The sequence below is a fragment of the Streptomyces sp. NPDC126503 genome, from assembly GCF_040302405.1.
Lineage (GTDB): Bacteria > Actinomycetota > Actinomycetes > Streptomycetales > Streptomycetaceae > Streptomyces > Streptomyces gulbargensis.
On the sequence record NZ_JBEORS010000036.1, the window covers coordinates 17,122 to 40,195 of the forward strand.

The following is a 23,074-nucleotide window of genomic DNA, read 5'->3' on the forward strand; positions in this document are numbered from 1 at the left end:
CGGACGGGGGCCCGCTCCCGGGCGGGCCCCCGCCCCGGCCGCCGTCCGTCCGGCCGTCCCGGAAGCCTCCACCCCCCGACTACTCTCGTATCCATGTCCGGCCGCTTCGCCCCCCGCGCCCCCCTCACGACCGTCCCCACCCGGCCGGACCTCCTCCTCACCCTCTCCCCGCTGCGCCGCGGCCCCCACGACCCCACCTTCCGCACCACCCCCGACGGCTCCGTCTGGCGCGCCAGCCGCACCCCCCTGGGCCCCGGCACCCTCCGGGTCGCCGCCCGCGGGGGCGAGGTGGAGGCCGAGGCCTGGGGACCGGGCGCCGACTGGCTCCTCGCGCGGCTGCCCGCGCTGCTCGGCGCCGACGACGACCCCACCGCCTTCGTCCCCCGCCACAAGCTGCTCCTCGCGGCCCACCGCCGCCGGGCGGGCCTCCGCCTGACCCGCACCGGCCTGGTCCTGGAGTCGCTGATCCCGTCGATCCTGGAGCAGAAGGTCACGGCGGACGAGGCCTACGGCTCCTGGCGCCGGCTCGTCCGGCAGTTCGGGGAACCGGCCCCCGGTCCCGCCCCCGACGGCATGCACGTGATGCCGGACGCCCGCACGTGGGCGATGATCCCGTCCTGGGAGTGGCACCGCGCCAACGTGGACGGCAAGCGGTCGGCCACGATCGTGCGCGCGGCCCGGGTCGCGCCGCGCCTGGAGGAAGCGGCGCACATGGCGCCGCCGGAGGCCCGCCGCCGCCTCGAACTGGTCCCCGGCATCGGCCCCTGGACCAGCGCCGAGACGATCCAGCGCAGCAACGGCGCCCCGGACGAGGTCACGACGGGCGACCTCCACCTGCCCGGCATCATCGGCTGGGCGCTCGCGGGCGACCGGTCGGCGGACGACGCGGCCATGCTGGAGCTCCTGGCCCCCTACGCGGGCCAGCGCCACCGCGCCGCGCGCCTGATCCTCCTCAGCGGCCGGGTCCCGCCCCGCCGGGCCCCCCGCCTCGCCCCGAACGACATCAGGGCCCTCTGACCCACCCGCGGTACGGCCGGGCCCGGCCCGGCACCTCGGCCCGGCCGGCCGTACCGTTCACCGCACCGCGATGAACGTCTCCGCCGCCCTCGCCGCCCGCTCCTTCGGGGCCGACGCCGGGTGTCCGATCGCCACCGCGCCCATCGGGTCCCAGTCCTCGGGGAGCCCGAGGACCTCCCGTACGACGTCCCGGCAGAACATCGTCGAGGACACCCACGCCGAGCCCAGCCGCTCACCGGCCAGCGCCACCAGGAAGTTCTGCACGCCCGCGCCCGCCGCGACCACGAACATCTCGCGCTCGGCCGCGTCCCGGCGCGGATCGCCGTAGTGGTGGGCGCCGTCCATGACGAGACAGGGAACGGCCAGGTAGGGCGCGTTCCGCAGGACGTCGCCGCGCCGGACCCGCCGGGCGACGGACTCCTCCGACTTCCCGTCCCGCCGCAGGTCCGCGATCCACGCCTCCCGCATCGCGTCCAGCAACCGCAGCCGCGACCCGGCCGACTCCAGGAGCACGAACCGCCACGGCGTCGTGTGGTGGGGGGCCGGCGCCGTCACGGCCGCGGCGACCGCCCGCCGTACCGCGCCCGGGTCGACCGGGGCGTCGGTGAACTCCCGTACCGTCCGCCGCAGCCGCACCGCCTCCCGTACGGCCTCGGAGGTGCCGAGCCGGAACATGTCGTCGGCCGCCCCGCGCACCAGCGCCCGCGCTCCCGGCTCCCCGTCCCCGGCCACCACGTGCGGCAGCCCCCGGACCACGGCGACCGGCCGGCCCGCGGCCTTGCCCTTCACGAGGTCACCGGCGGCGGCCAGCTCGTCGGCGGTGGCGACCACGGTCGCGCTCAGCGGATTGCCGTACGCGTCGGTCCCGCCGCGCAGGTCGTCCAGGACCCGCACACCGGCCGCCCCGATCGCCATGTCCGTGAGACCGCTGCGCCAGGGCCGCCCGGAGGTGTCCGTGACGACGACCCCGACGTCGACGCCGAGGGACTCGCGGAGCCCCGCCCGGATGCGCCGGGCGGAGGCGTCGGGGTCCTCGGGCAGCAGCAGGACGGTGCCGGCCGGGGTGTTGGAGGCGTCGACCCCGGCGGCGGCCATGACCAGCCCCTGCCGGTTCTCCACGATCCGCAGGGTGCCGCGCCGCGCCACCACCCGTACCGTCTCGGCGTCGATCGCGGCCTCACGGTCGGCGGCGGCGAGGACGCGCCCCTCGGCCTTGCTCACGATCTTGGACGTGACGAGCAGGACGTCGCCGTCGGCGAGGTCGGGGACGGCGAGGGCGATGAGCGCGGCCAGGTCGTCCCCGGCCGCCACCTCCGGCAGTCCGTCCGGCGCCCACACCCGGTACGCGACGGCGCCCCGGTCCCCGCCGGCCCCCGCCACCTCCTCCGCGCGGGCCGGCGCCGCCGTCACGTCCGTCACCCGCGGACCTCCTCGGCCAGCGTCAGCGCCTCGCGCGCCATCGCGGCCGTGGCGTCCGGGTCGGTCATCATCAGCGGTACGGCCCGGCAGCGGATGCCCGCCGCCTCGACCTCCGGCACGGCGTCCGCGTCCACCGTGTCGACCAGCCAGCCGTCGAGGAGCCCGGCGCCGTAGTGCCGGGCGACGGCCGCCGCCGTGGACTCGACGCCCACCGCGGCGAGGACCTTGTCCGCCATGCCCCGCACCGGGGCGTCACCGACGATGGGGGAGAGGCCCACCACGGGCGCCCCCGCGGCGGCGACCGCCTCGCGGATGCCGGGCACGGCGAGGATGGTGCCGATCGACACGACCGGGTTGGACGGCGGGAAGAGGATCAGGTCCGCCCCGGCGAGGGCCTCCAGGACACCGGGCGCGGGCTTCGCGGCCTCCGCGCCCACCGGCACGACGGCCAGCGCGTCCACGGAGGCGCGCAGCTTCACCCAGTACTCCTGGAAGTGCACCGCGCGCCGCTCGCCGTCGACCTCGATCGCCACATGGGTCTCGACGCGGTCGTCGGACATGGGGAGGAGGCGTACGCCGGGCGCCCAGCGGTCGCAGAGCGCCTCGGTCACGGCGCTGAGCGGGTAGCCCGCGCCGAGCATCTGGGTGCGGACGATGTGGGTCGCGAAGTCCCGGTCGCCGAGGCCGAACCACTCGGGCCCGACCCCGTACGCCGCGAGCTCCTCCTTGACCGTGAAGGACTCGTCCCGCCGGCCCCAGCCCTGCTCCTCGTTGATCCCACCGCCGAGGGTGTACATCACCGTGTCCAGGTCGGGGCAGACCTTCAGCCCGAAGAGATGGATGTCGTCACCGGTGTTGCCGATGACCGTGATCTCCGCGTCCGGCGCGGCCTGCTTGAGGCCGCGGAGGAAGCGGGCACCGCCGATGCCACCGGCCAGAACCACAATGCGCATGCGCGCCAGTCTGTCAGGCGGGGACGACCTCCGGGCCGGCCGGGGCGCACCGGACCCGCGCCGACTCGTGCAGGGGCATCTCGGTCAGGCCGGGGAAGTAGACGTGGAGGCTGACGGCCGGTTCGAGGGCGTCGTTGACGACCTCGTGGACGTAGCCGGGCGCGAAGACGCGCTGCGCGCCGCCGGTGAGTTTCCGCACGCCCCGTTCCGTACGTTCCGTCAGTTCGCCCTGCAGGACGGTCAGGACGCCGGAGGACGGGCCGTGGTCGTGGAGGCCGCTGCCCTGCCCTGGGACCCAGGAGAGGAGCCACACCTCGTAGCCGGGGCCGGTACGGAGCCGGTGGTACCAGCGGGTGGTGGCGTCGTACTCGACGTGCGGGGCCCACTGGGCGCGGTCGGCGGCGATGGAGCGGGCGAGTCCGGCGAACTCGGCCACGGTGACGGGGTGCTGCCGCTCGGGCTGGAGCAGGTGCGGGACTTCGAGGATGTCGCCGGCGATCTGGAGGTCGCTGTCCATGTTCATGGGGGGTGGTTCCTCAGCGGAGGCGGGAGGCGGGAGGCGGGAGGCGGGGGCACGGAGGGCGGGTGACGGCCGGTCGCGTCCCCGGGCGGTGGGCCGTGGGGTGGTGACGCGGTGGCGCGGTGTCGTGTCCGACGCGGGTGTCACGGGCGACGGGGAGGCCGGATGCCACGAGATGAGGCGGGGGTGACCCGGACGACGCGTGTGACGCGGGGTGACGCTGGGGGAGAAAGCCGGAGCCCTACGGCATCAACAGCTGTGACGACAGCAGCGACAACAGTCCTGGGCAGCGCGGCGGAACCCGTGGGTGCGGGTCGCGGCGGGCGCAGAGGTCGCTGACATGCCACCAAAGGTGGCCGGAGGGGTACCCGACTGTCAACTCAATGCCCGATTTGGGGGTAATGTTTCACCTCATCCGGTTGCCCTGCCCGGAGAAAGGTTTGCTCAGGGCCGGGCCAGGCAATACGGCGCAGCAGCCGTGTCCGTAAACATGGCGGCGAAGCGCGAGCAGGTCCGCGCGGCGCGACCTCCCCCGGGTGGTCCGTGACCGGACTGTGATCCGAATCGCTTCCATGGCTGGATCGCAACAAGATCCAAGTCTCGGGCGTCCTCCTCTGTGAGGCGTGACGGCAGAGATCGGGCCGGTGGGTGTGTCACGTTTTTTGGTGATTTGAACACTTTCCGCATAGGCTTGGTTCCGCAGAGTGAATACGGGGCCCAATAGCAGATCTCGGCTTGACTCGCACAGAGCACGAACTTGTAATTTCACTCGTGTCGTTCGGCCGGGTCCGGTGACTGGCCACCATCACGGGGACGCACAGACAGACGAGGGGCGCAGATGACCGAGTTGTTCCAGGAACTGCTGGTCGAGGACGCGGACGAGGAACTCGGCTGGCAGGAGCGCGCGCTGTGCGCCCAGACCGATCCCGAGTCCTTCTTCCCCGAGAAGGGGGGCTCGACCCGCGAGGCCAAGAAGGTCTGCCTCGCCTGCGAGGTCCGCTCCGAATGCCTCGAATACGCCCTGCAGAACGACGAGCGCTTCGGCATCTGGGGCGGCCTGTCCGAGCGGGAGCGCCGTCGCCTGAAGAAGGCCGCCGTCTGAGGACGGCGCCCCACGGCCCCGAGCATCACTGGCCGAAAACCGTCGCGCCCCCGCGCGCACCCCGCACGAAGCACGAGCAACGGTCCGCCCCTGTGTCCTGTCACAGCCGGCGGACCGTTTCGTTTCCCGGGACGCGGGCTCCCCGCTCCTCGGCCCCCGCTCCCGGCGGCGGGCCGCCCCGGCCCGGCCGCGCCCTCCGCGGGCGCCTCCGCCCGCCCCGCCCCGGCCCGCGATCCGGCCTCTGTCCACAGGCCTCCGCGCCCGCCCCCTCCGTCCACAGGCCGACCGCCCCCACCTCGCGCAGCCATTAGTGTGGGCCTCCGTCCGAGACGCCACCCCCAGCCCCTCGGGGCGACCCCGGCCGGAGGGCCCGTAGCTCGATGTCCTCAACTCCTGAGTTCCCCCGACACGTCGTCACCGCCGTGCTCGTCACCCACGACGGTGCCCGCTGGCTGCCGGACGCCCTCGCCGGGCTGCTCGCCCAGGAACGCCCCGTACAGAGCGTGATCGCCGCCGACACCGGCAGCGCCGACGACTCCGCGCAGCTCGTCGCCGACGCCATCGGCGCCGACCGCGTCCTCCACCTCGCGCGCCGCACCGGATTCGGCGCCGCCGTCGAGGAGGCCGCCCGGACCGCCCCCGTGCTCGGACCCGAGGACCTGCCGTACCTGAAGCGACCCAGCGGCTGGGACCCCGTCAGCCGCACCTGGAACGACGAGGCCTACGACCTCCCCGACCTGCCCCACGGCGAGCCCGTCCAGTGGCTCTGGCTGCTCCACGACGACTGCGCCCCCGAGCCCGGCGCCCTCGCCGAACTGCTCCGCGTCGCCGACTCCGACCCGCACGCCGCCGTCCTCGGCCCGAAGCTCCGCGGCTGGTACGACCGCAAGCAGCTCCTCGAAGCCGGCGTCAGCATCGCCCGCAGCGGCCGCCGCTGGACCGGCCTCGACCGCCGCGAGCAGGACCAGGGCCAGCACGACCAGATCCGCTCCGTCCTCTCCGTCTCCACCGCCGGCATGCTCGTCCGGCGCGACGTCTTCGAGGAACTCGGCGGTTTCGACCGCCGCCTGCCCCTCATGCGCGACGACGTCGACCTGTGCTGGCGCGCCCACGCCGCCGGTCACCGCGTCCTCGTCGCCCCCGACGCCGTCCTCCGCCACGCCGAGGCCTCCGCCCGCGAACGCCGCACCGTCGACTGCGCGGGCCGCGCCGCCACCAACCCGCACCGGGTCGACAAGGCCGGCGCCGTCTACACGCTCCTCGCCAACACCCCCGGCCGCGCCCTGCCGTACCTCCTCGTACGCCTCGTCGTCGGCACGCTGCTCCGCACCCTCGGCTACCTCGTCGGCAAGGCCCCCGTCCAGGCCGTCGACGAGGTCATGGGCCTCTTCGCCACCCTGCTGCGGCCCGAGAAGATCCTCGCCGCCCGCAAACGCCGCAAGAACCCCGCCGTCCCGCCCGGCGAACTGCGCCCCCTCTTCCCGCCGCCCGGGGCCGGCCTGCGCGCCACCGCGGAGCAGCTCACCGCCCACTTCGGCGCCTCCGACGCCGACTCCGGCGGCTCCCGCCACGGCGTCGTCGAGTCGGGCCCCGGCGGCGACGACGCCGACTTCCTGGAGGTCGAGCAGTTCGCCCGGCTCAAGAAGATCGCCCGCAAGCCGGGCCCGGTCCTCTTCGCCCTGCTCCTCCTCGTCTCCCTCGTCGCCTGCCGCAACCTCTTCGCCGGCGGCTCGCTGGCCGGCGGTGCCCTGCTGCCCGCCCCCGACACCGTCGCCGGCCTCTGGTCCCGGTACGCCGACACCTGGCACCCCCTCGGCACCGGCGGCACCCAGACCGCCCCGCCCTACCTCGCCGTCCTGGCCGCCCTCTCCGCGCTGTTCCTCGGCTCCACCTCCACCGCCCTGACCCTGCTGCTGGTCTGCTCGATCCCGCTCGCCGGCTTCACCGCCTACTTCGCGGCCCGCGGCCTGGTCGAGTCCCGGCTCCTGCGCGCCTGGGCCGCCCTCGCGTACGCCTTCCTGCCCGCCGCCACCGGCGCCCTCGCCACCGGCCGCCTCGGCACCGCCGTCCTCGCGATCCTGCTCCCGCTGATCGCCCGCGCCGCCGTCGCCGCCCACGGCTTCCACCGCCCCGACCGCGGCAGCTGGCGCGCCACCTGGGCCTACGCCTTCCTCCTGACCTTCGCCACCGCCTTCACCCCGGCCGTGTGGCCGCTCGCCGTCGTCCTCGGCCTCGGCGTCCTCGTCGTACGGCGCTCCGACATCACCGCGTACGCGCTCCGCTTCCTCGCCGCCGTCGGCACCCCGATCCTCCTGCTCGCCCCCTGGTCGCTCTCCCTCCTGACCGACCCGGGCGCCTTCCTGCGCGAGGCGGGACTCGACGTCCGCACCGGCACGGCCACCGCACTCGACCTCCTCGGCGCCACCCCCGGCGGCCCCGGCACCACCGGCGGTCCGCTCCTCCTCGGCCTCGTCCTCGCCGCGCTCGCCGGCCTGCTCCGCGAGGAGCGGCAGTTCGCCGTCCGCGTCGCCTGGACCGCCGCCCTCGCCGGACTCGTCCTCGCCGTCCTCACCAACGGCGCCGGAGGCACCGGCTGGGCCGGACCCGCCACCCTGGTCTACGGCGCCGCGCTCATCGCCGCCGGTGCCCTCGGCGCCGAGCGCGGCCGCACCCGTGTCGCCGCCCACGGCTTCGGCTGGCGCCAGCCCGTCGCCGCGCTCATCGCCCTCGCCTGCGCCGCCGGCCCCGCCGTCGCCGCCGCGGGCTGGATGATCGGCGGCGCCGACGGCCCGCTCACCCGCCGCGACCCGGTCCAGGTCCCCGCCTTCGTTGCCGAGGAGAGCACCACCAGCGACCAGCCCCGCACCCTCGTCCTCGGCGGCACGCCCGGCGAGGTCACGTACACCCTGGTCCGCGGCTCCGGTGCCCGCCTCGGCGACGGCGAACTCGTCGCCACGGCTCAGGACGACCCGCGCCTCGACGCGGTCGTCTCCCGCCTCGTCGCGGGCTCCGGCGCCGACCAGACCCGGGAGCTGAGCGGCTTCGCCATCCGCTACGTCCTCGTACGCGACGGAGCGCCGCGCCAGACGAGCCGCGTCCTCGACACCACCCCCGGCCTCTCCCGGCTCAGCCAGCTCGACGGCAGCGCCCTCTGGCGCGTCGACCGCGAGGTCGCCCGCGTCACCGTCGTCCCGCCGGCCGCCGAGGACCAGCGGTCCGCGGCCGGCACGGCGGAGGAGGCCGCCAAGCCCCTGACCGTCCCCGCCGGACCCGTCGAGGCCCACACCGACATCCCCCGGGGTCCCGCCGGCCGGACGCTGCGCCTCGCGGACCGCGCCGACGAGGGCTGGACGGCCACCCTCGACGGCAAGGAACTGCCCCCGACCACCGTCGACGGCTGGGCCCAGGGCTTCACCCTGCCCGCCGAGGGGGGCCGCCTCGACCTCACGTACGAGGAGCCCCTCGCCCACACCGTGTGGATCTGGACGCAGGCCGGCCTCGCCCTCGTCCTCCTCGTCCTCGCCCTGCCCGGTCGCCGCCGCGAGATCGACGACGACCTGCCCGAGGAGGAGGTCGCCATCCCCGTCCAGGCCGCCGAGGGCGACGGCCGCCGCGCCCGCCGCCTGCGTGCCGCCGCCGAGACCGAGGCCGCCGCCCAGGCCGCGGGCCCGGACGCCGCGCCCGACCCGGAGGCCGCACCCGGGGACGTACCCCCGCCCGCCCCGATCCCGGGGCAGCAGACGTACGAGCCCGTGCCCGCCGACACCTGGGAGGACGGCGCCTACGACCCGGCCCTCGCCGCTCCGCAGCAGCCCGCCGAGCAGGGCTACTACCAGGACTACGGCACCGACCCGTACCAGCAGCAGCCGTACGCGTACCCCCAGCAGGGCTACGACCCGCAGCAGTCGTACGCCGACCAGGGCCAGGGCCAGGGATACGACCAGGGGCAGCCGTACGCGGCCCCGACGTACGGCGACCAGCAGCCGTACGACGGGCAGCAGTACCAGGACCGGCAGTCGTACGAGGACGGGCAGACCTACGACGGGCAGCAGCCGTACGAGGGTCAGCAGCCCTACGACGGGCAGCCGTACGACCCGTACGGCTACGGCTACGGACACCCCCAGGGCCACGAGGCCGAGCAGCAGCGTCCCGACGGGAGCAGCAACCAGTGAAGCGCACCACCCTCTCCCTGATCGCGGTCGCCACCGCCCTCGCCGCCGTCACCGGCTTCGCCGCCCTGACGGCCCCCGAGGAGGCCGGCGCCCCCGCGGCACCCGCCAGGGCCGCGTCCCGCATGCCCGTCGAGCGCTCCACGCTGCTCTGCCCGGCGCCGAGTTCCTCCGAGGTGGCCGAGACCGTCCACACCTCGTACACCCCGCCCGGCAGCGGCGCCGCCTCCCCCGGCGGCGGACCGGCGGGCGCGGGCACCGGCGGGACCGCCCCGCCCGTGGCCCAGCTGCGGCCCGCCGCCGACGCGGCGGCCACCGGCGGCCCCGCCGGCGGCGCGAAGCGCAAGGCCCCCAAGGCCCCGGCCACCGTCACGGAACCCGGCAAGCCCGTCACGGCCGAGGCCGACGGCGCGGCCGTCCCCGCCCTCACCGGCGCCGCCGCCGGCAGCCTCGCGCCGGGCTGGACCGTCCAGCAGACCACCGCCGTCCCGGCGGGAGGCGCCCGCGGCCTCCTCGGCCTCACCTGCGGTGCCCCGGACACGGACTTCTGGTTCCCGGCCGCCTCCACCGGCAAGGGCCGCCAGGACTACATGCACCTCACCAACCCGGACGACACCGGCGCCGTCGCCGACATCGAGCTCCACGGCCCCGAGGGCGTGCTCAAGTCCCAGTACTCCGACGGCATCCCGGTCCCCGCCCGGTCCACGGTCCCCGTCCTGCTCTCCACCCTCACCACGGAGGCCGCGGCCGAGGACGTGACCGTCCACGTCACCACCCGCAGCGGACGCGTGGGAGCCGCCCTCGCCGCCGCCGACGACACCCACGGCAGCGACTGGCTCGCCGCCTCCGCCGACCCCGCCCCCGGCGCCGTCCTGCCGGGCATCCCGGCCGACGCCACCTCCGTCCGCCTGGTCGCCTTCGCGCCCGGCGAGGAGGACGCCGACCTGAAGATCCAGCTGGCCACGGCCACCGGCACCATCGTCCCGGCGAGCGCGGCCTCCCTGCACGTCAAGTCCGGCATGACCGCCGCCGTCGACCTGCCGGACCTCACCCGCGGCGAGGCCGGTTCCCTGATCCTCGGCCCGTCCGACCCGAAGAAGCCGGCGCCGGTCGTCGCCGCCCTCCGCGTCGTCCGCGGCAAGGGGACGAAGGAGGAGATCGCGTTCATTCCGGCGGCGACCCCGATCGCGGCCCGCGCGACCGTCGCCGACAACCGGGCCAAGGCCTCGACGCTCTCCCTCGTCGCCCCCGGTGAAGGTGCCCAGGTGAAGATCACCGCCTCGGCCGGTTCCGGGGGAGGCGAGCCCGCCACCCGCACGGTCACCGTCAAGGGCGGTGCGACGACGGCCCTGACCGACCTGGCCCCCACCGGCCTCAAGGGCTCCTACGCCCTGACCGTCGAGAAGGTCTCGGGCGGGCCGGTCTACGCGGCCCGGACCCTGGCCCTGCCGCAGGACGGGATCCCCATGTTCACGGTCCAGACCCTCACCGACGACCGGGGCACGGTCGAGGTCCCGGCGGCACGCCAGGACCTCGGCGTCCTGGACGACTGACCGGCGGGACCGGTCCGCCCCGGCCCGTGCGCGCCCCTGCCCGTCGCCCCGCGCCCCGGGCGGGGCGCGGGGCGACGGGGGTCGCCGGGGCCCGGTCGCGGCTCCGCCCCCCGGGGGCCCGGGCCGTCCTCGCCCCGGCCGTCGTACCCGCCCTCGTACCCCGTCCTCAGTCCTGCCCGTACCGGGGATCGACCGACTCGGGGGAGAGGCCGAGGAGTTCGGCGACCTGCTCGACGACGACCTCGTGCACGAGGAGCGCCCGCTCGTCGCGGCTCTTGGACCGGATCTCGACCGGGCGGCGGTAGACGACCACCCGCGCCGGCTCGTTCTTCTCGGCCGGCACCGAACCGCCCAGCGGCACCGTCTCGCCCGCCGGCACCGTCGGCGGCACCTCCAGGACCATGAACTCCACGTCCGACAGCTGCGGCCAGCGCCGTTCCAGACGCTCCACCGAATCGAGCACGAGATCGCGGAAGGTGTCCGCCCGGCTCATCGAGAGCGGTACCTGCGGCGGCGCGACCGGTCCCCGCATCCCCCGGCCGTGCCGGTCGCGGCGGCGGACCCGTGGCTCCGCCGGAGGATCCGTGGGGCGGTGCGAGGGGCTCGGCGGCACAGGACTGTCCATCACTGACGCAGCGTAACTCTCCCGGGTCTTCCCGTACCGGGCCGCGACCCCTCCACCGCCCCCGTACCACCGCCCCGCGCCCCGAGCCTCCCCCCGCCGCCTGTCGAAACGTGAACATTCCGACTGCCCGAAGACACGATTCCGGACCGTGGCGCGATCGGCCATCTGGCGGTGGTTGACCGGATTTGTATGTATGGCTGTCCGGATCGGCTCCTGCCCCGACCCCCACCGAGAGCCGTCCGCGCAGGTCGGAACGGAGTCCACCCGAAGGAGGGTGGCGGACGTCACACCGCGACACGGTGGAGTGACGTGCCGGAGAGTCGTCGCGGCCCGGTCAAGAGTGCGGTACCGTCCAACGTCGTGAGCCCTGTACGTCGCTGTTCGCGCACCGCGTGCGGCCGCCCTGCCGTCGCGACACTGACGTACGTCTATGCCGACTCGACTGCGGTCCTCGGCCCGCTCGCCACCTACGCCGAGCCCCACTGCTACGACCTGTGCGCCGAGCACAGCGAGCGCCTCACCGCGCCGCGCGGCTGGGAGGTCGTGCGGCTCTCCGACGGATCGGCCCCCAGCCGCCCCAGCGGTGACGACCTCGAAGCCCTGGCCAACGCGGTACGCGAGGCCGCGCGCCCCCAGGAGCGCGCCGCCGGGGCCGGCGGCAAGAGCGGCGGCCGGGGCGGCGACCCCATGGAGGTCGGCCGGCGCGGACACCTGCGGGTGCTCCGTTCCCCCGACAACTGATCCACTTCTCCCGCGGCCGGTGATCCACTTCTCCGGCGGCCCGTGATCCACTTCCGTTCCGGTGTCGCTCCCGTGACGTTCCCGGGCGGTCAAGCCCCCCGGACCGTGGCACGCTGTCCCCGCCCAGGTAGTTTGGGCGGACCTTGCACATGCGCCGCAACCGCGTGCCGAGACATCAGGAGAGTGGATCCGTGACGGCTGATCTGTCGCAGATCGTGAAGGCGTACGACGTTCGCGGGGTGGTGCCGGATCAGTGGGACGAAACCCTCGCGGAGCTCTTCGGCGCCGCCTTCGTGCGCGTGACGGACGCGACCGCGATCGTCGTCGGCCACGACATGCGTCCCTCGTCCCCCGGCCTCGCCGCGGCCTTCGCCCGTGGCGCGACCCGCCTCGGCGCCGACGTCACGCTCATCGGCCTGTGCTCGACGGACCAGCTGTACTTCGCCTCCGGCAGCCTCGGCCTGCCCGGCGCCATGTTCACGGCCTCGCACAACCCGGCCCAGTACAACGGCATCAAGATGTGCCGCGCGGGCGCCGCCCCCGTCGGCCAGGACACCGGCCTCGCGGACATCCGCGCCCTCGCCGAGCGCTGGCTGGAGGAGGGCGCCCCCGAGGCGGCCGCCACCCCCGGCACCGTCACCGAGCGCGACACCCTCGTGGACTACGCGGCCCACCTGAAGGGCCTGGTCGACCTCACCGCGATCCGCCCGCTCAAGGTCGTGGTCGACGCCGGCAACGGCATGGGCGGCCACACCGTCCCCACCGTCTTCGACGGGCTCCCGCTGGAGACCGTGCCGATGTACTTCGAGCTCGACGGCACCTTCCCGAACCACGAGGCCAACCCGCTCGACCCGAAGAACATCGTCGACCTCCAGGCCCGCGTCCGCGCCGAGGGCGCCGACATCGGCCTCGCCTTCGACGGCGACGCCGACCGCTGCTTCGTCGTCGACGAGCGCGGCGAGCCGGTCTCCCCGTCCGCGATCACCGCCCTGGTCGCCGCCCGCGAGCTCGCCAAACACCCCGGCGGAACGATCATCCACAACCTGATCACCTCCTGGTCCGTCCCCGAGGTCGTCCGCGAGAACGGCGGCTCCGCCGTCCGCACCCGCGTCGGCCACTCCTTCATCAAGGAGGAGATGGCACGGACCGGCGCCATCTTCGGCGGCGAGCACTCCGCGCACTACTACTTCAAGGACTTCTGGAACGCGGACACCGGCATGCTCGCCGCGCTCCACGTCCTCGCCGCCCTCGGCGGCCAGGAGGGCACCCTGTCCGCCCTGGTGGCCGAGTACGACCGCTACACCGGCTCCGGCGAGATCAACTCGACCGTCGCCGACCAGGCCGCCCGTACCGCCGAGGTCAAGGCCGTCTACGGCGAGCGCGAGGACACCACGGTCGACGAGCTCGACGGACTCACCGTCTCCTCCGCCGACTGGTGGTTCAACCTGCGGCCCTCGAACACCGAGCCGCTGCTCCGCCTGAACGTCGAGGCCCGCGACGAGGCCACCATGGCCAAGATCCGCGACGAGGTCCTCGCCCTGGTCCGCGCGACCGGCTGACGCCCACTCCGCCACGGGGGTACGGGGGGCGGGCGCCGAGCCGCGCCCCCCGTTCCCCGGCGGTAGGCTGACCTGGCCCCGAAGGGCAGCAACACCACACGTCTGTGCGAAGGGACACCCCATGCCGCTCGAAGCCGGCCTCCTGGAGATCCTGGCCTGTCCGGCCTGCCACGCCCCGCTGAACGACCGCACGGCGGACGAGAACCCCGAGCTGGTCTGCACGGGCACCGACTGCGGCCTCGCCTACCCGGTCCGCGACGGCATCCCGGTCCTCCTCACGGACGAGGCCCGCCGCCCGGCGTGACCGGCCCACGGGCCGACTCCGGGGCGTGCGACCGTACGACCCCGGGCCCGGCCTCCGGCCCGGCACCGCCCGGTCCGGTTCGGTCCGGTCAGGTCCGGTCCCGTTCGGTTCACCGCACGGAAGCGCGCGTGATCCGAGGACGCCGGGAAGCAGCACCGGAAGGCGCCGGACGTGACCGCACGCGACCGGGAGGGGCCGGACACGACCCGGACCGTCCCGGGCCGTCCCGGGCCGTCCCGGGCCGTCTCGAACCGGACAGGTCGGGACGGACCGGGCAGGATCGGTTGGCGCCGGATGAGTTCGGCTCCGGCGGGTACGCGTGCTGGCGAACGAGCCCGGTGGCACCCTGCCCGACCGCCCCGGCCCGCACCCACCGACCGCCCGACCCGAGGCGCGGATCCGTACCCGCCCCCCGACCCGCCCCGCACCACCGCACACCCCAGGGCCCCCGCCCGGACCCCGAACCCCTCAGGCCCCGCAGGACCCCCGCACCGACAGGAACCCGCACCCGGAGGCCCCATGCTGGACGAGACGCTCCTCGACGCACCGGACGCCCTGGCCCAGGCCGACCGCCGAGGCCTCCTGCGCGGCGCCGCCGAGGCCGGCGCACGGGTCCGCACCGCGGCCCGCCACGCCGCCGAGGCCGGCATCGCCGACCTCCACCCCGAGGGCCGGCCCCGAGCCGTCCTCGTCGCCGGGCCCGGCACCCCGGCCGCCGGCGTCGCCGACCTGATCGGCGCCCTCGCCGGCGCCTCCGCCCCCGTCGTACACCTCCGCCCCACCGGCGTCGCCCCCGCGCCCGGCGCCCTGCGCTGGGCCCTGCCCGGCTGGGCCGGTTCCGTGGACCTGCTCCTGCTGCCCACCACCGACGGCTCCGAGCCCGGCCTCGCGCTCCTCGCCGAACAGGCCTACCGCCGCGGCATGACGGTCGTGGCCGTCGCCCCCGCCGCCTCCCCGCTCGCCGAGGAAGTGAACGGCTCCCGCGGCCTCTTCGTCCCGCTGGCCATGGCCCCGCACGAGAGCGCCGTCGAGACCGCCGAGAACCTCGCCGCCAGCAGCGGCACCCTCTGGTCCCTCTTCACCCCGCTCCTCGCCCTCCTCGACCGCGTCGGCCTCGTCGAGGCGCCCCCGGAGGTCCTGGAGAAGGTCGCCGACCGGCTCGACCGCACCGCCGAACGCTGCGGCCCGGCCCTCGCCACCTACGGCAACCCGGCCAAGACCCTCGCCGCCGAACTCGCCGACTCGCTCCCGCTCGTCTGGACCGAGGGCGCCGCCGCCGGCCCCGTCGGCCGCCGCTTCGCCGCGGTCCTCGCCGAACTCGCCGGCCTGCCCGCCCTCGCCGGCGAACTCCCCGAGGCCCTGACCGCGCACGGCGTCCTCCTCGCCGGGACGTACGCGGCGGGCGCCGACCCCGACGACTTCTTCCGCGACCGCGTGGACGAGCCCCAGGCCCTGCGCGCCCGGGTCGTCCTCCTCCGCGACCGGCCCGCCGGCGGCCTGACCGCCGCCCCCGCCGCCCGCGAACTCGCCCTCGGCCACGACACCGCCGTCAGCGAACTCGAACCGCAGGAGGAGGGCGACGACCTGGAGACCCTCGCCGAACTCCTCGCGGTCACCGACTTCGCCGCCGTCTACCTCGCCCTGGCCTCGGCGGGCGTCACCGCGCCGCCCGCCGCCTCCTGACCCGCACGGCTCACGCGGCGGACAGCCCCCCGCGGCCCGCGCAGCCACACCCGAACGCCACCACGCCGAAAGATGGAAAGCCGCCCATGGACCGCCTCGTCAACACCGTCCGTCCCTACGCCTGGGGATCCACGACGGCCATCCCGGAACTCCTGGGCACCGCCCCCACCGGCGAGCCCCAGGCCGAGATGTGGATGGGCGCCCACCCTGGTGCTCCCTCCCGCACCGAGCGCGGCCCGCTGAACGAGGTCATCGACGCCGACCCCGTACGCGAACTCGGCGAGCGGGCCGTCGGGAAGTTCGGCCCCCGCCTCCCCTTCCTCCTCAAGCTGCTCGCCGCCGGAGCCCCGCTCTCCCTCCAGGTCCACCCCGACCTCGACCAGGCCAGGGCCGGATTCGCCGCCGAGGAGGCCGCGGGCGTCCCGATCGACGCCCCGCACCGCACCTACCGGGACGCCAACCACAAGCCCGAGATGATCTGCGCCCTCACCCCCTTCGAAGGGTTCTGCGGTTTCCGCGACCCCGCCGAGGCCGCAGACGTCCTCGCCGCCCTGGGCGTCGACTCCCTCAAGCCGTACGTCGACCTCCTCCACGCCCACCCCGAGGAGGCCGCGCTCCGCGAGGTCCTGACGGCCCTGCTCACCGCCGACCCGGCCGAGATGGCGCAGACCGTCACCGAGGCCGCCGCCGCGGCCGACCGGCTCGGCGGCACCCACGCCCCGTACGCCGTCCTCGCCCACCACTACCCGGGCGACCCCGGCGTCCTCGCCGCGATGCTTCTCCACCACGTGGTGCTCCAGCCGGGCGAGGCCCTCTACCTGGGCGCCGGCGTCCCGCACGCCTACCTCTCCGGCCTCGGCGTCGAGATCATGGCCAACTCCGACAACGTCCTGCGCTGCGGCCTCACCCCCAAGCACATCGACGTCCCCGAACTCCTGCGGATCGTCCGCTTCGAGCCGGCCGAGCCCGGCGTCCTGCGCCCCGAGGCCTCCGCCACCGGCGAGGAGGTCTACGAGACCCCCATCGACGAGTTCCGCCTCTCCCGTTTCGTACGGGCCGAGGGCGCCGCCCCCTCCGACATCACCGCCCCCACCCCCCAGATCCTGCTGGCCGTCGCGGGCCGCCCGAAGGCCGGCGAACTCACCCTCGCCCCGGGCGAGTCCGTGTTCGTACCGGCGGGCGAGACGACCGAACTGTCCGGTGCGGGCACGGTCTTTCGGGCCACCGTCGTGGCCTGATGCAACAATGACCGGCCGAACCGCGGCGACTGAGCCGGAGCATCGACGAAGGGATCACGTACACCCATGAGCGCGTCAGGCGGAACCAAGGCGATCGTGGCGGCACTCGCCGCCAACCTCGCGATCGCGGTAGCCAAGTTCGTGGCGTTCCTCTTCAGTGGGTCGTCGTCGATGCTGGCCGAGAGCGTCCACTCGCTCGCCGACTCCGGCAACCAGGGCCTGCTGCTCGTCGGCGGCAAGAAGGCCCAGCGCGAGGCGACCCCCCAGCACCCCTTCGGCTACGGCCGCGAGCGGTACATCTACGCCTTCCTCGTCTCCATCGTCCTGTTCTCCGTCGGTGGCATGTTCGCCATCTACGAGGGCTACGAGAAGATCCACGACCCGCACGAGATCGAGGCCTGGTACTGGCCGGTCGGCGTCCTCGTCTTCGCGATCATCGCCGAGTCCTTCTCCTTCCGGACCGCCATCAAGGAGTCGAACCAGGTCCGCGGCAGCCTCTCCTGGAAGGAGTTCGTCCGCCGGGCGAAGGCCCCCGAGCTGCCCGTCGTCCTCCTGGAGGACCTCGGCGCCCTCGTCGGCCTGATTCTCGCCCTCGTCGGCGTCAGCCTCGCCCTCGCCACCGGCAACGGCGTGTGGGACGGCATCGGAACCCTGTGCATCGGTGTGCTGCTCATCGTCATCGCGATCGTCCTCGCCGCCGAGACCAAGTCGCTCCTGCTCGGTGAGGCCGCCGGCGTCGACGAGGTCAAGAAGATCGAGGACGCCGTGGTGGACGGCACGACGGTCACCCGCCTCATCCACATGCGCACGCTCCACCTCGGCCCGGAGGAGCTCCTCGTCGCCGCCAAGATCGCCGTCCGGCACGACGACACCGCCGGCGACGTCGCGAACGCCATCAACGCCGCCGAGGAGCGCATCCGCGCCGCCGTCCCGATCGCCCGGGTCATCTACCTGGAGCCGGACGTCTACAGCGAGGCGGCCGCCGCCAACGGCTCCGACCCGAAGAAGTCCCCCGGCGGTGCCGGCCACTGAGCCCGCTCCGCGTCACCGAGGCCTCCGAGAGCACCCGCTCCCGGGGGCCTCTCCCGTGCGCCTCCGCCCCGGAGCCCGTGACCCGCGCCCCCCGTCCCGCCCGGCCCGTACCCGCCGGACCGTCCGAACCGTTCGGTCGGCGGCCCGGGCCGGCCCGACGGCCTGAACCGACCGGATCCGGCCGGACCCGCCCCCCGCGGACTGTGGGCCGCCGCGCCGCCCGGTGTAGATTCGGAAGGAGCCAGACGTCGCTGCTGATGGCGGTCGGGCGGTCCCCCCGGGACCGGCCGAGGGAGAGAGGGCCTCCGACGACTGCGCCGCGGAAGCGCCCGGGCATCGGTATGCCCACGGGTGCCCCGTCCGCGGTGCCAGGCGCCCCTGACCACCCTCGCACTCGACTTATACGAGGAGCAGCACCGTCATGACGACCGCCGCCCAGCACGACTTCAAGGTCGCGGACCTGTCCCTGGCCGCCTTCGGCCGCAAGGAGATCACCCTCGCCGAGCACGAGATGCCCGGTCTGATGGCGATCCGCCGCGAGTACGCCGACCGGCAGCCGCTCGCCGGCGCCCGCATCACCGGTTCCCTGCACATGACCGTGCAGACCGCCGTCCTCATCGAGACGCTCGTAGCCCTCGGCGCCGACGTCCGCTGGGCCTCCTGCAACATCTTCTCCACCCAGGACCACGCCGCCGCGGCCATCGCCGTCGGCCCCCACGGCACCCCCGAGAACCCCCAGGGCGTTCCGGTCTTCGCCTGGAAGGGCGAAACCCTGGAGGAGTACTGGTGGTGCACGGAGCAGGCCCTGACCTGGCCGAACACCCCCACCGGCGGCCCGAACATGATCCTGGACGACGGCGGTGACGCCACCCTCCTCGTCCACAAGGGCGTCGAGTTCGAGAAGGCCGGCTCCGCCCCGGACCCCTCGACCGCGGACAGCGAGGAGTACGGCCACATCCTCCGCCTCCTCAACCGCACCCTGGTCGAGAGCCCCCAGAAGTGGACCCAGCTGGCCTCCGAGATCCGCGGCGTGACCGAGGAGACCACGACCGGTGTCCACCGCCTCTACGAGATGATGCAGGCGGGCACCCTCCTGTTCCCCGCGATCAACGTGAACGACGCGGTGACGAAGTCGAAGTTCGACAACAAGTACGGCTGCCGGCACTCGCTGATCGACGGCATCAACCGGGCGACGGACGTGCTCATCGGCGGCAAGACGGCCGTCGTGTGCGGGTACGGCGACGTCGGCAAGGGCTGTGCGGAGTCGCTGCGCGGTCAGGGCGCCCGGGTGATCGTGACGGAGATCGACCCGATCTGCGCGCTGCAGGCGGCGATGGACGGCTACCAGGTCACGACGCTGGACGAGGTCGTCGAGACGGCCGACATCTTCATCACGACGACCGGCAACAAGGACATCATCATGGCCTCGGACATGGCCCGGATGAAGCACCAGGCCATCGTCGGAAACATCGGCCACTTCGACAACGAGATCGACATGGCCGGCCTGGCGAAGATCCCCGGCATCATCAAGGACGAGGTCAAGCCGCAGGTCCACACCTGGACCTTCCCCGACGGCAAGGTCCTCATCGTGCTGTCCGAGGGCCGTCTGCTGAACCTGGGCAACGCGACCGGCCACCCGTCCTTCGTGATGTCGAACTCCTTCGCGGACCAGACCCTCGCGCAGATCGAACTCTTCACCAAGCCGGAGCAGTACCCGACCGACGTCTACACGCTGCCGAAGCACCTGGACGAGAAGGTCGCCCGTCTCCACCTCGACGCCCTCGGCGTCAAGCTGACGACGCTGCGCCCGGAGCAGGCCGCCTACATCGGCGTCCCGGTCGAGGGCCCGTTCAAGCCGGACCACTACCGCTACTGACGCCCGGCCGGTGGCCGCCCGTCCCCGACGGACGGCCACCCCACGGACAACGGCAGAGGATTCAGCGCAGGCCCCCGCACCCCCGTGCCGGGGGCCTGCCCCGTCCCCGCCCGGCTCCTACCGCCGACCGCCCCCGCCCTCCGAGGACCCATGCCCCGCGGCCGTTATTCGCTCCATGATCCGCACGATCACACCCCCCTCGGCGACGAACACTTCCACTGCGCCCCCGGCCCTTCCGGCTGGCGCTACGTCTCCCGGATCACCACCCCCTCCGGTGACCACCACGGCTCCGTCGATCTGACCCTCGACGACCTCGGCCGTCCCCTCCGGCTCGAAATGCACGCCGCCGGCTGGCAGGTCCGCGGAGCGGCCCTCGACGGCGTCACCTGGGTCCGTACGGACCCCACCGGGGCCTACGCCACCGAAGGCAATGTGCGCGCCCACGCCTTCACCGGCACCTCCCCGGCCTTCCTCGTCGCCCTCACACGACTCCTGCGTCTCACCCCCGCATCCCCCGAGACCCGCGTCCGGCTCGTCGCCTTCACGGATCCGGTGCTCGCCCCCCTCACGGTCGACCAGTCCTGGGCCCTGCTGAGAAGTGAAGCGCACGCCACTGACAACGGCCCCCTGATCGTGGACGAGTACCAGGTCAGCGCCCTGGACACCGGTGAGCGCCACACGGTCCACATCGCCGGCGACGTCGTCCTCGCGGCCCCCGGCATCGAGCTCGAGGACCTGGAGACCCCGCCCTCCGTCTTCCCCTGAGGGCGCCGGCACCGGCGGCACGCCGCGGAGCCACGGCAAGGGGTCTCGGCCAGAACAGATCTGAGCCCGAACGGATCTCAGGCCGGGGGAGCGAACCCGGTGGCGCGTCCCGCGGGCCCCGCGCCCGCCCCGTCCCCGGCCGGATCCGCCACGGGTGCGGCCTTCGGCACCGGTGGGCCCACCGGGACCCCTGTGCCTCCCTGAGGTCCGTCGCCTTCCCGGCCCCGTCCGTCCTCAGGCCCTCCCGGCACGATGGTGGCTCCCGCGGCTCCGGCGGCTTCCGTGACTGCTGCGCCGACCGGCTCCCCACCCGGAGCGAAGGCCCGCCGCGCGTCCCGCGCCCGCCGCTCCGCGACCACCCCCGCGAGATACGCCCCGGCCGGCACCCCCGGCGGGGCCGGCGCCCCCGTCCGCGCCACCATCTCGTCCGCCAGCCGCTCCGCGAGCCGCCGCCCCACCACCGGGTCCAGTTCGCGCTCGCGCGTCAGGTACTGCCGTACCTCCAGCCACAACCCTTCCGGCACCGCCGAGAGGTCGAGCCCGGAGAACCGCCCCACCAGCCACGGCGGCGGCGGAGGCACGAACGCCGTCCGCGCGGCCGCCGGCAACCGCTCCCGCACCACCAGCGTCCCCGCGAAGACGTCCCCGAGCCGCCGCCCCCGCTCCGACACCAGCGATGCCACACAGGCGATCACGCCGAAGGTCATGAGGATCTCCACGGCCCCCATCGCCCCCCGCACCAGGGCGTGCCGGAACCGGATCGGCCCCCCGTCGTCCCGCACCACCCGCAGCCCGCACACCAGCTTCCCCAGCGACCGCCCGTGCGTCAGCGTCTCCACCGCGATCGGCGCCCCCACCAGCACCAGCAGGAACGCGGCGATCGACAGCGCCGTCACCGCCGCCTCGTCCAACGAGGCCGTCGCGAACGCCAGCCCGATCATCAGCAGTACGTACGCGGCCCCGACGACCACCAGGTCGACGAGCAGGGCCAGCGCCCGGCTCGGCAGCCGCGCGGGTTCCAACCCCAGGACGACGGCATCCCCCGTCACAAGCCCACTCACGCCGCCCACCCTCCTCCGGCCGACCTTCCCGGCCCCTCCGAACGCCAGTCTGCCAAGCTGACCCGCAGTGCGCCGCAGCAGTACGGACCCGTCCGCCGCCAGTGCCTGGAGCAGCAGCCGATCATGGACATCGACGTCTACGTCACCGCCCACCGCGCCGAGTGGGAACGCCTCGACCACCTCCTGCGCCAGGGCGGCCGGCTCACCGGAGCCGAGGCCGACGAACTCGTCGCCCTCTACCAGCGCACCGCCACCCACCTCTCGATCATCCGATCCAGCGCCCCGGACCCGCAGCTCACGGCCCGCCTCACCCAGCTCGTCGCCCGCGCCCGCGCCACCGTCACCGGCACCCGCCGCGCCTCCTGGCACGACGCCGCGCGCTTCCTGACGTCGGGTTTCCCCGCGGCCGTCTACCGTTCCCGCCACTGGTGGATCCCCACCGCGGTCCTCTCCACCCTGCTCGCCGTCCTGATCGGCTGGTGGACCGCCGCCCACCCGGAGGTGCAGGCCTCGATCGGCGCCCCGGCCGACCTCCGCGAGATGACCCGGCCGGGCGGCACGTACGAGACGTACTACTCCAGCCACCCGGCGGCCTCGTTCGCCGCCCAGGTCTGGACGAACAACGCCCAGGCCGCCGCCCTCTGCCTCGTCCTCGGCGCGTTCCTCGGCATTCCCGTCCTGGCGATCCTCTTCCTCAACATGCTGAACGTCGGCGTCGCCATCGGCCTCATGTCCTCCGCCGGCCGCCTCGATGTCTTCCTCGGCCTGATCCTTCCGCACGGTCTGCTCGAACTGACCGCCGTCTTCGTCGCCGCCGGCACCGGCCTCCGCCTCGGCTGGACCCTCGTCGACCCCGGCCCCACCACCCGCCGCACCGCCCTCGCCTCCCAGGGCCGCGCCGCCCTCGGCATGGCCGTCGGCCTGGCCCTGGTCCTCTTCGTCTCCGGCCTCATCGAAGGCTTCGTCACCCCCTCCGGCCTGCCGACCTGGGCCCGCGTCACCATCGGCGTCGCCGCCGAGCTGGCCTTCCTCCTGTACGTGTACGTCCTCGGCGGCCGCGCCGCCCGCGCCGGTGACACGGGCGACCTCGCGACCCCCGACCGCAGCGCCGAGCAGCCCACCGCCGCCTGATGTGCGTCCGGCCCTGTGGAGCTGCTAGTCTCCTCCGGTGCCCACGAAAGCTGTTGACACAGCGGACGTGGGGAGGTAGATTCAAACGGTTGCCGGGGAACTGGACAGTTCAGGTGGCAACCAACTAGACTCTGACTCACTCCGATCTGGATTAGATTCCACGGAGTCACCCCGATTCCTTATTCGAATCAAGAAAGCCACCGATTAGGTCGGCCGAAATGAATCTGATAAAGTCGGAAACGCCGGAAGGGCCCGGAGCGAAAGCGAAAGGGACCGGAAAGCACCGAGGAAATCGGATCGGAAAGATCTGATAGAGTCGGAAACGA

18 protein-coding genes are annotated in these 23,074 nt (G+C 74.3%); 13 read left to right on the top strand and 5 right to left on the bottom strand.

Annotated elements, in window-relative coordinates; genetic code table 11:
- Window positions 1-93: 93 nt before the first annotated feature.
- Complete coding sequence (locus ABTY40_RS29220; protein WP_352062264.1) at window positions 94-1,017, top strand: DNA-3-methyladenine glycosylase family protein; 924 nt, start codon at window positions 94-96, stop codon at window positions 1,015-1,017.
- A 57-nt stretch (window positions 1,018-1,074) separates the two neighbouring features.
- Here ABTY40_RS29220 and ABTY40_RS29225 read toward each other — a convergent pair whose 3' ends face one another.
- The 3 genes from ABTY40_RS29225 to ABTY40_RS29235 are packed head-to-tail and all read right to left on the bottom strand — an operon-like array spanning window position 1,075 to window position 3,912.
- Window positions 1,075-2,397 (bottom strand): coenzyme F420-0:L-glutamate ligase, encoded by a 1,323-nt coding sequence (locus tag ABTY40_RS29225; protein ID WP_352062278.1) that lies wholly within the window; start codon window positions 2,395-2,397, stop codon window positions 1,075-1,077.
- Between the two features lie 35 nt (window positions 2,398-2,432).
- A complete protein-coding gene (gene cofD / locus ABTY40_RS29230; RefSeq protein ID WP_352062265.1) occupies window positions 2,433-3,389 on the bottom strand; it encodes a 2-phospho-L-lactate transferase in 957 nt (318 codons plus the stop codon).
- A 13-nt stretch (window positions 3,390-3,402) separates the two neighbouring features.
- Window positions 3,403-3,912, bottom strand: a complete 510-nt coding sequence (locus ABTY40_RS29235; RefSeq protein ID WP_352062266.1) for a cysteine dioxygenase — start codon at window positions 3,910-3,912, stop codon at window positions 3,403-3,405.
- Window positions 3,913-4,747: 835 nt separating this feature from the next.
- On the opposite strand from ABTY40_RS29235, the gene ABTY40_RS29240 reads away from it, so the two are divergent.
- The 3 genes from ABTY40_RS29240 (at window position 4,748) to ABTY40_RS29250 (ending at window position 10,733) form a co-directional block, all read left to right on the top strand.
- A complete protein-coding gene (locus tag ABTY40_RS29240; RefSeq protein ID WP_015033978.1) occupies window positions 4,748-5,011 on the top strand; it encodes a WhiB family transcriptional regulator in 264 nt (87 codons plus the stop codon).
- 380 nt (window positions 5,012-5,391) lie between these two features.
- The gene (locus tag ABTY40_RS29245; RefSeq protein ID WP_352062267.1) at window positions 5,392-9,183 is read left to right on the top strand and encodes a glycosyltransferase family 2 protein; all 3,792 of its coding nucleotides are present in this window, start codon (window positions 5,392-5,394) and stop codon (window positions 9,181-9,183) included.
- A complete protein-coding gene (locus tag ABTY40_RS29250; protein ID WP_352062268.1) occupies window positions 9,180-10,733 on the top strand; it encodes a DUF5719 family protein in 1,554 nt (517 codons plus the stop codon). Before ABTY40_RS29245 ends, ABTY40_RS29250 begins: the two co-directional genes overlap by 4 nt.
- 166 nt (window positions 10,734-10,899) lie before the next feature.
- Here the strand turns inward: ABTY40_RS29250 and ABTY40_RS29255 are convergent, their stop codons facing one another.
- Window positions 10,900-11,358: a metallopeptidase family protein gene (locus ABTY40_RS29255; RefSeq protein ID WP_345288533.1), complete on the bottom strand. Its 459-nt coding sequence runs from the start codon at window positions 11,356-11,358 to the stop codon at window positions 10,900-10,902.
- Window positions 11,359-11,667: 309 nt separating this feature from the next.
- Between ABTY40_RS29255 and ABTY40_RS29260 the strand changes: the two genes are divergently transcribed.
- From ABTY40_RS29260 to ABTY40_RS29295, 8 genes are all read left to right on the top strand, one after another.
- Window positions 11,668-12,099: a DUF3499 domain-containing protein gene (locus tag ABTY40_RS29260; protein WP_345288507.1), complete on the top strand. Its 432-nt coding sequence runs from the start codon at window positions 11,668-11,670 to the stop codon at window positions 12,097-12,099.
- A gap of 191 nt (window positions 12,100-12,290) precedes the next feature.
- Window positions 12,291-13,658: a phosphomannomutase/phosphoglucomutase gene (locus ABTY40_RS29265; protein ID WP_352062269.1), complete on the top strand. Its 1,368-nt coding sequence runs from the start codon at window positions 12,291-12,293 to the stop codon at window positions 13,656-13,658.
- A 121-nt stretch (window positions 13,659-13,779) separates the two neighbouring features.
- Window positions 13,780-13,962: a Trm112 family protein gene (locus tag ABTY40_RS29270; RefSeq protein WP_345288511.1), complete on the top strand. Its 183-nt coding sequence runs from the start codon at window positions 13,780-13,782 to the stop codon at window positions 13,960-13,962.
- A 519-nt stretch (window positions 13,963-14,481) separates the two neighbouring features.
- Window positions 14,482-15,645 (top strand): SIS domain-containing protein, encoded by a 1,164-nt coding sequence (locus ABTY40_RS29275; RefSeq protein ID WP_352062270.1) that lies wholly within the window; start codon window positions 14,482-14,484, stop codon window positions 15,643-15,645.
- Between the two features lie 86 nt (window positions 15,646-15,731).
- On the top strand, window positions 15,732-16,883 hold the full coding sequence (manA, locus tag ABTY40_RS29280) for a mannose-6-phosphate isomerase, class I (protein WP_352062271.1): 1,152 nt from the start codon (window positions 15,732-15,734) through the stop codon (window positions 16,881-16,883).
- A gap of 66 nt (window positions 16,884-16,949) precedes the next feature.
- Window positions 16,950-17,915, top strand: coding sequence for a cation diffusion facilitator family transporter (locus tag ABTY40_RS29285; RefSeq protein ID WP_352062272.1), 966 nt, complete (start codon window positions 16,950-16,952; stop codon window positions 17,913-17,915).
- A 421-nt stretch (window positions 17,916-18,336) separates the two neighbouring features.
- Entirely contained in the window at window positions 18,337-19,791 is a 1,455-nt protein-coding gene (gene ahcY / locus ABTY40_RS29290; protein WP_352062273.1) for an adenosylhomocysteinase, read from the top strand.
- A 150-nt stretch (window positions 19,792-19,941) separates the two neighbouring features.
- A complete protein-coding gene (locus ABTY40_RS29295; protein WP_352062274.1) occupies window positions 19,942-20,556 on the top strand; it encodes a hypothetical protein in 615 nt (204 codons plus the stop codon).
- A gap of 77 nt (window positions 20,557-20,633) precedes the next feature.
- Here the strand turns inward: ABTY40_RS29295 and ABTY40_RS29300 are convergent, their stop codons facing one another.
- On the bottom strand, window positions 20,634-21,617 hold the full coding sequence (locus ABTY40_RS29300) for an RDD family protein (protein ID WP_352062275.1): 984 nt from the start codon (window positions 21,615-21,617) through the stop codon (window positions 20,634-20,636).
- A gap of 123 nt (window positions 21,618-21,740) precedes the next feature.
- Between ABTY40_RS29300 and ABTY40_RS29305 the strand changes: the two genes are divergently transcribed.
- Complete coding sequence (locus ABTY40_RS29305) at window positions 21,741-22,748, top strand: stage II sporulation protein M (RefSeq protein ID WP_352062276.1); 1,008 nt, start codon at window positions 21,741-21,743, stop codon at window positions 22,746-22,748.
- Window positions 22,749-23,074 lie beyond the last annotated feature (326 nt).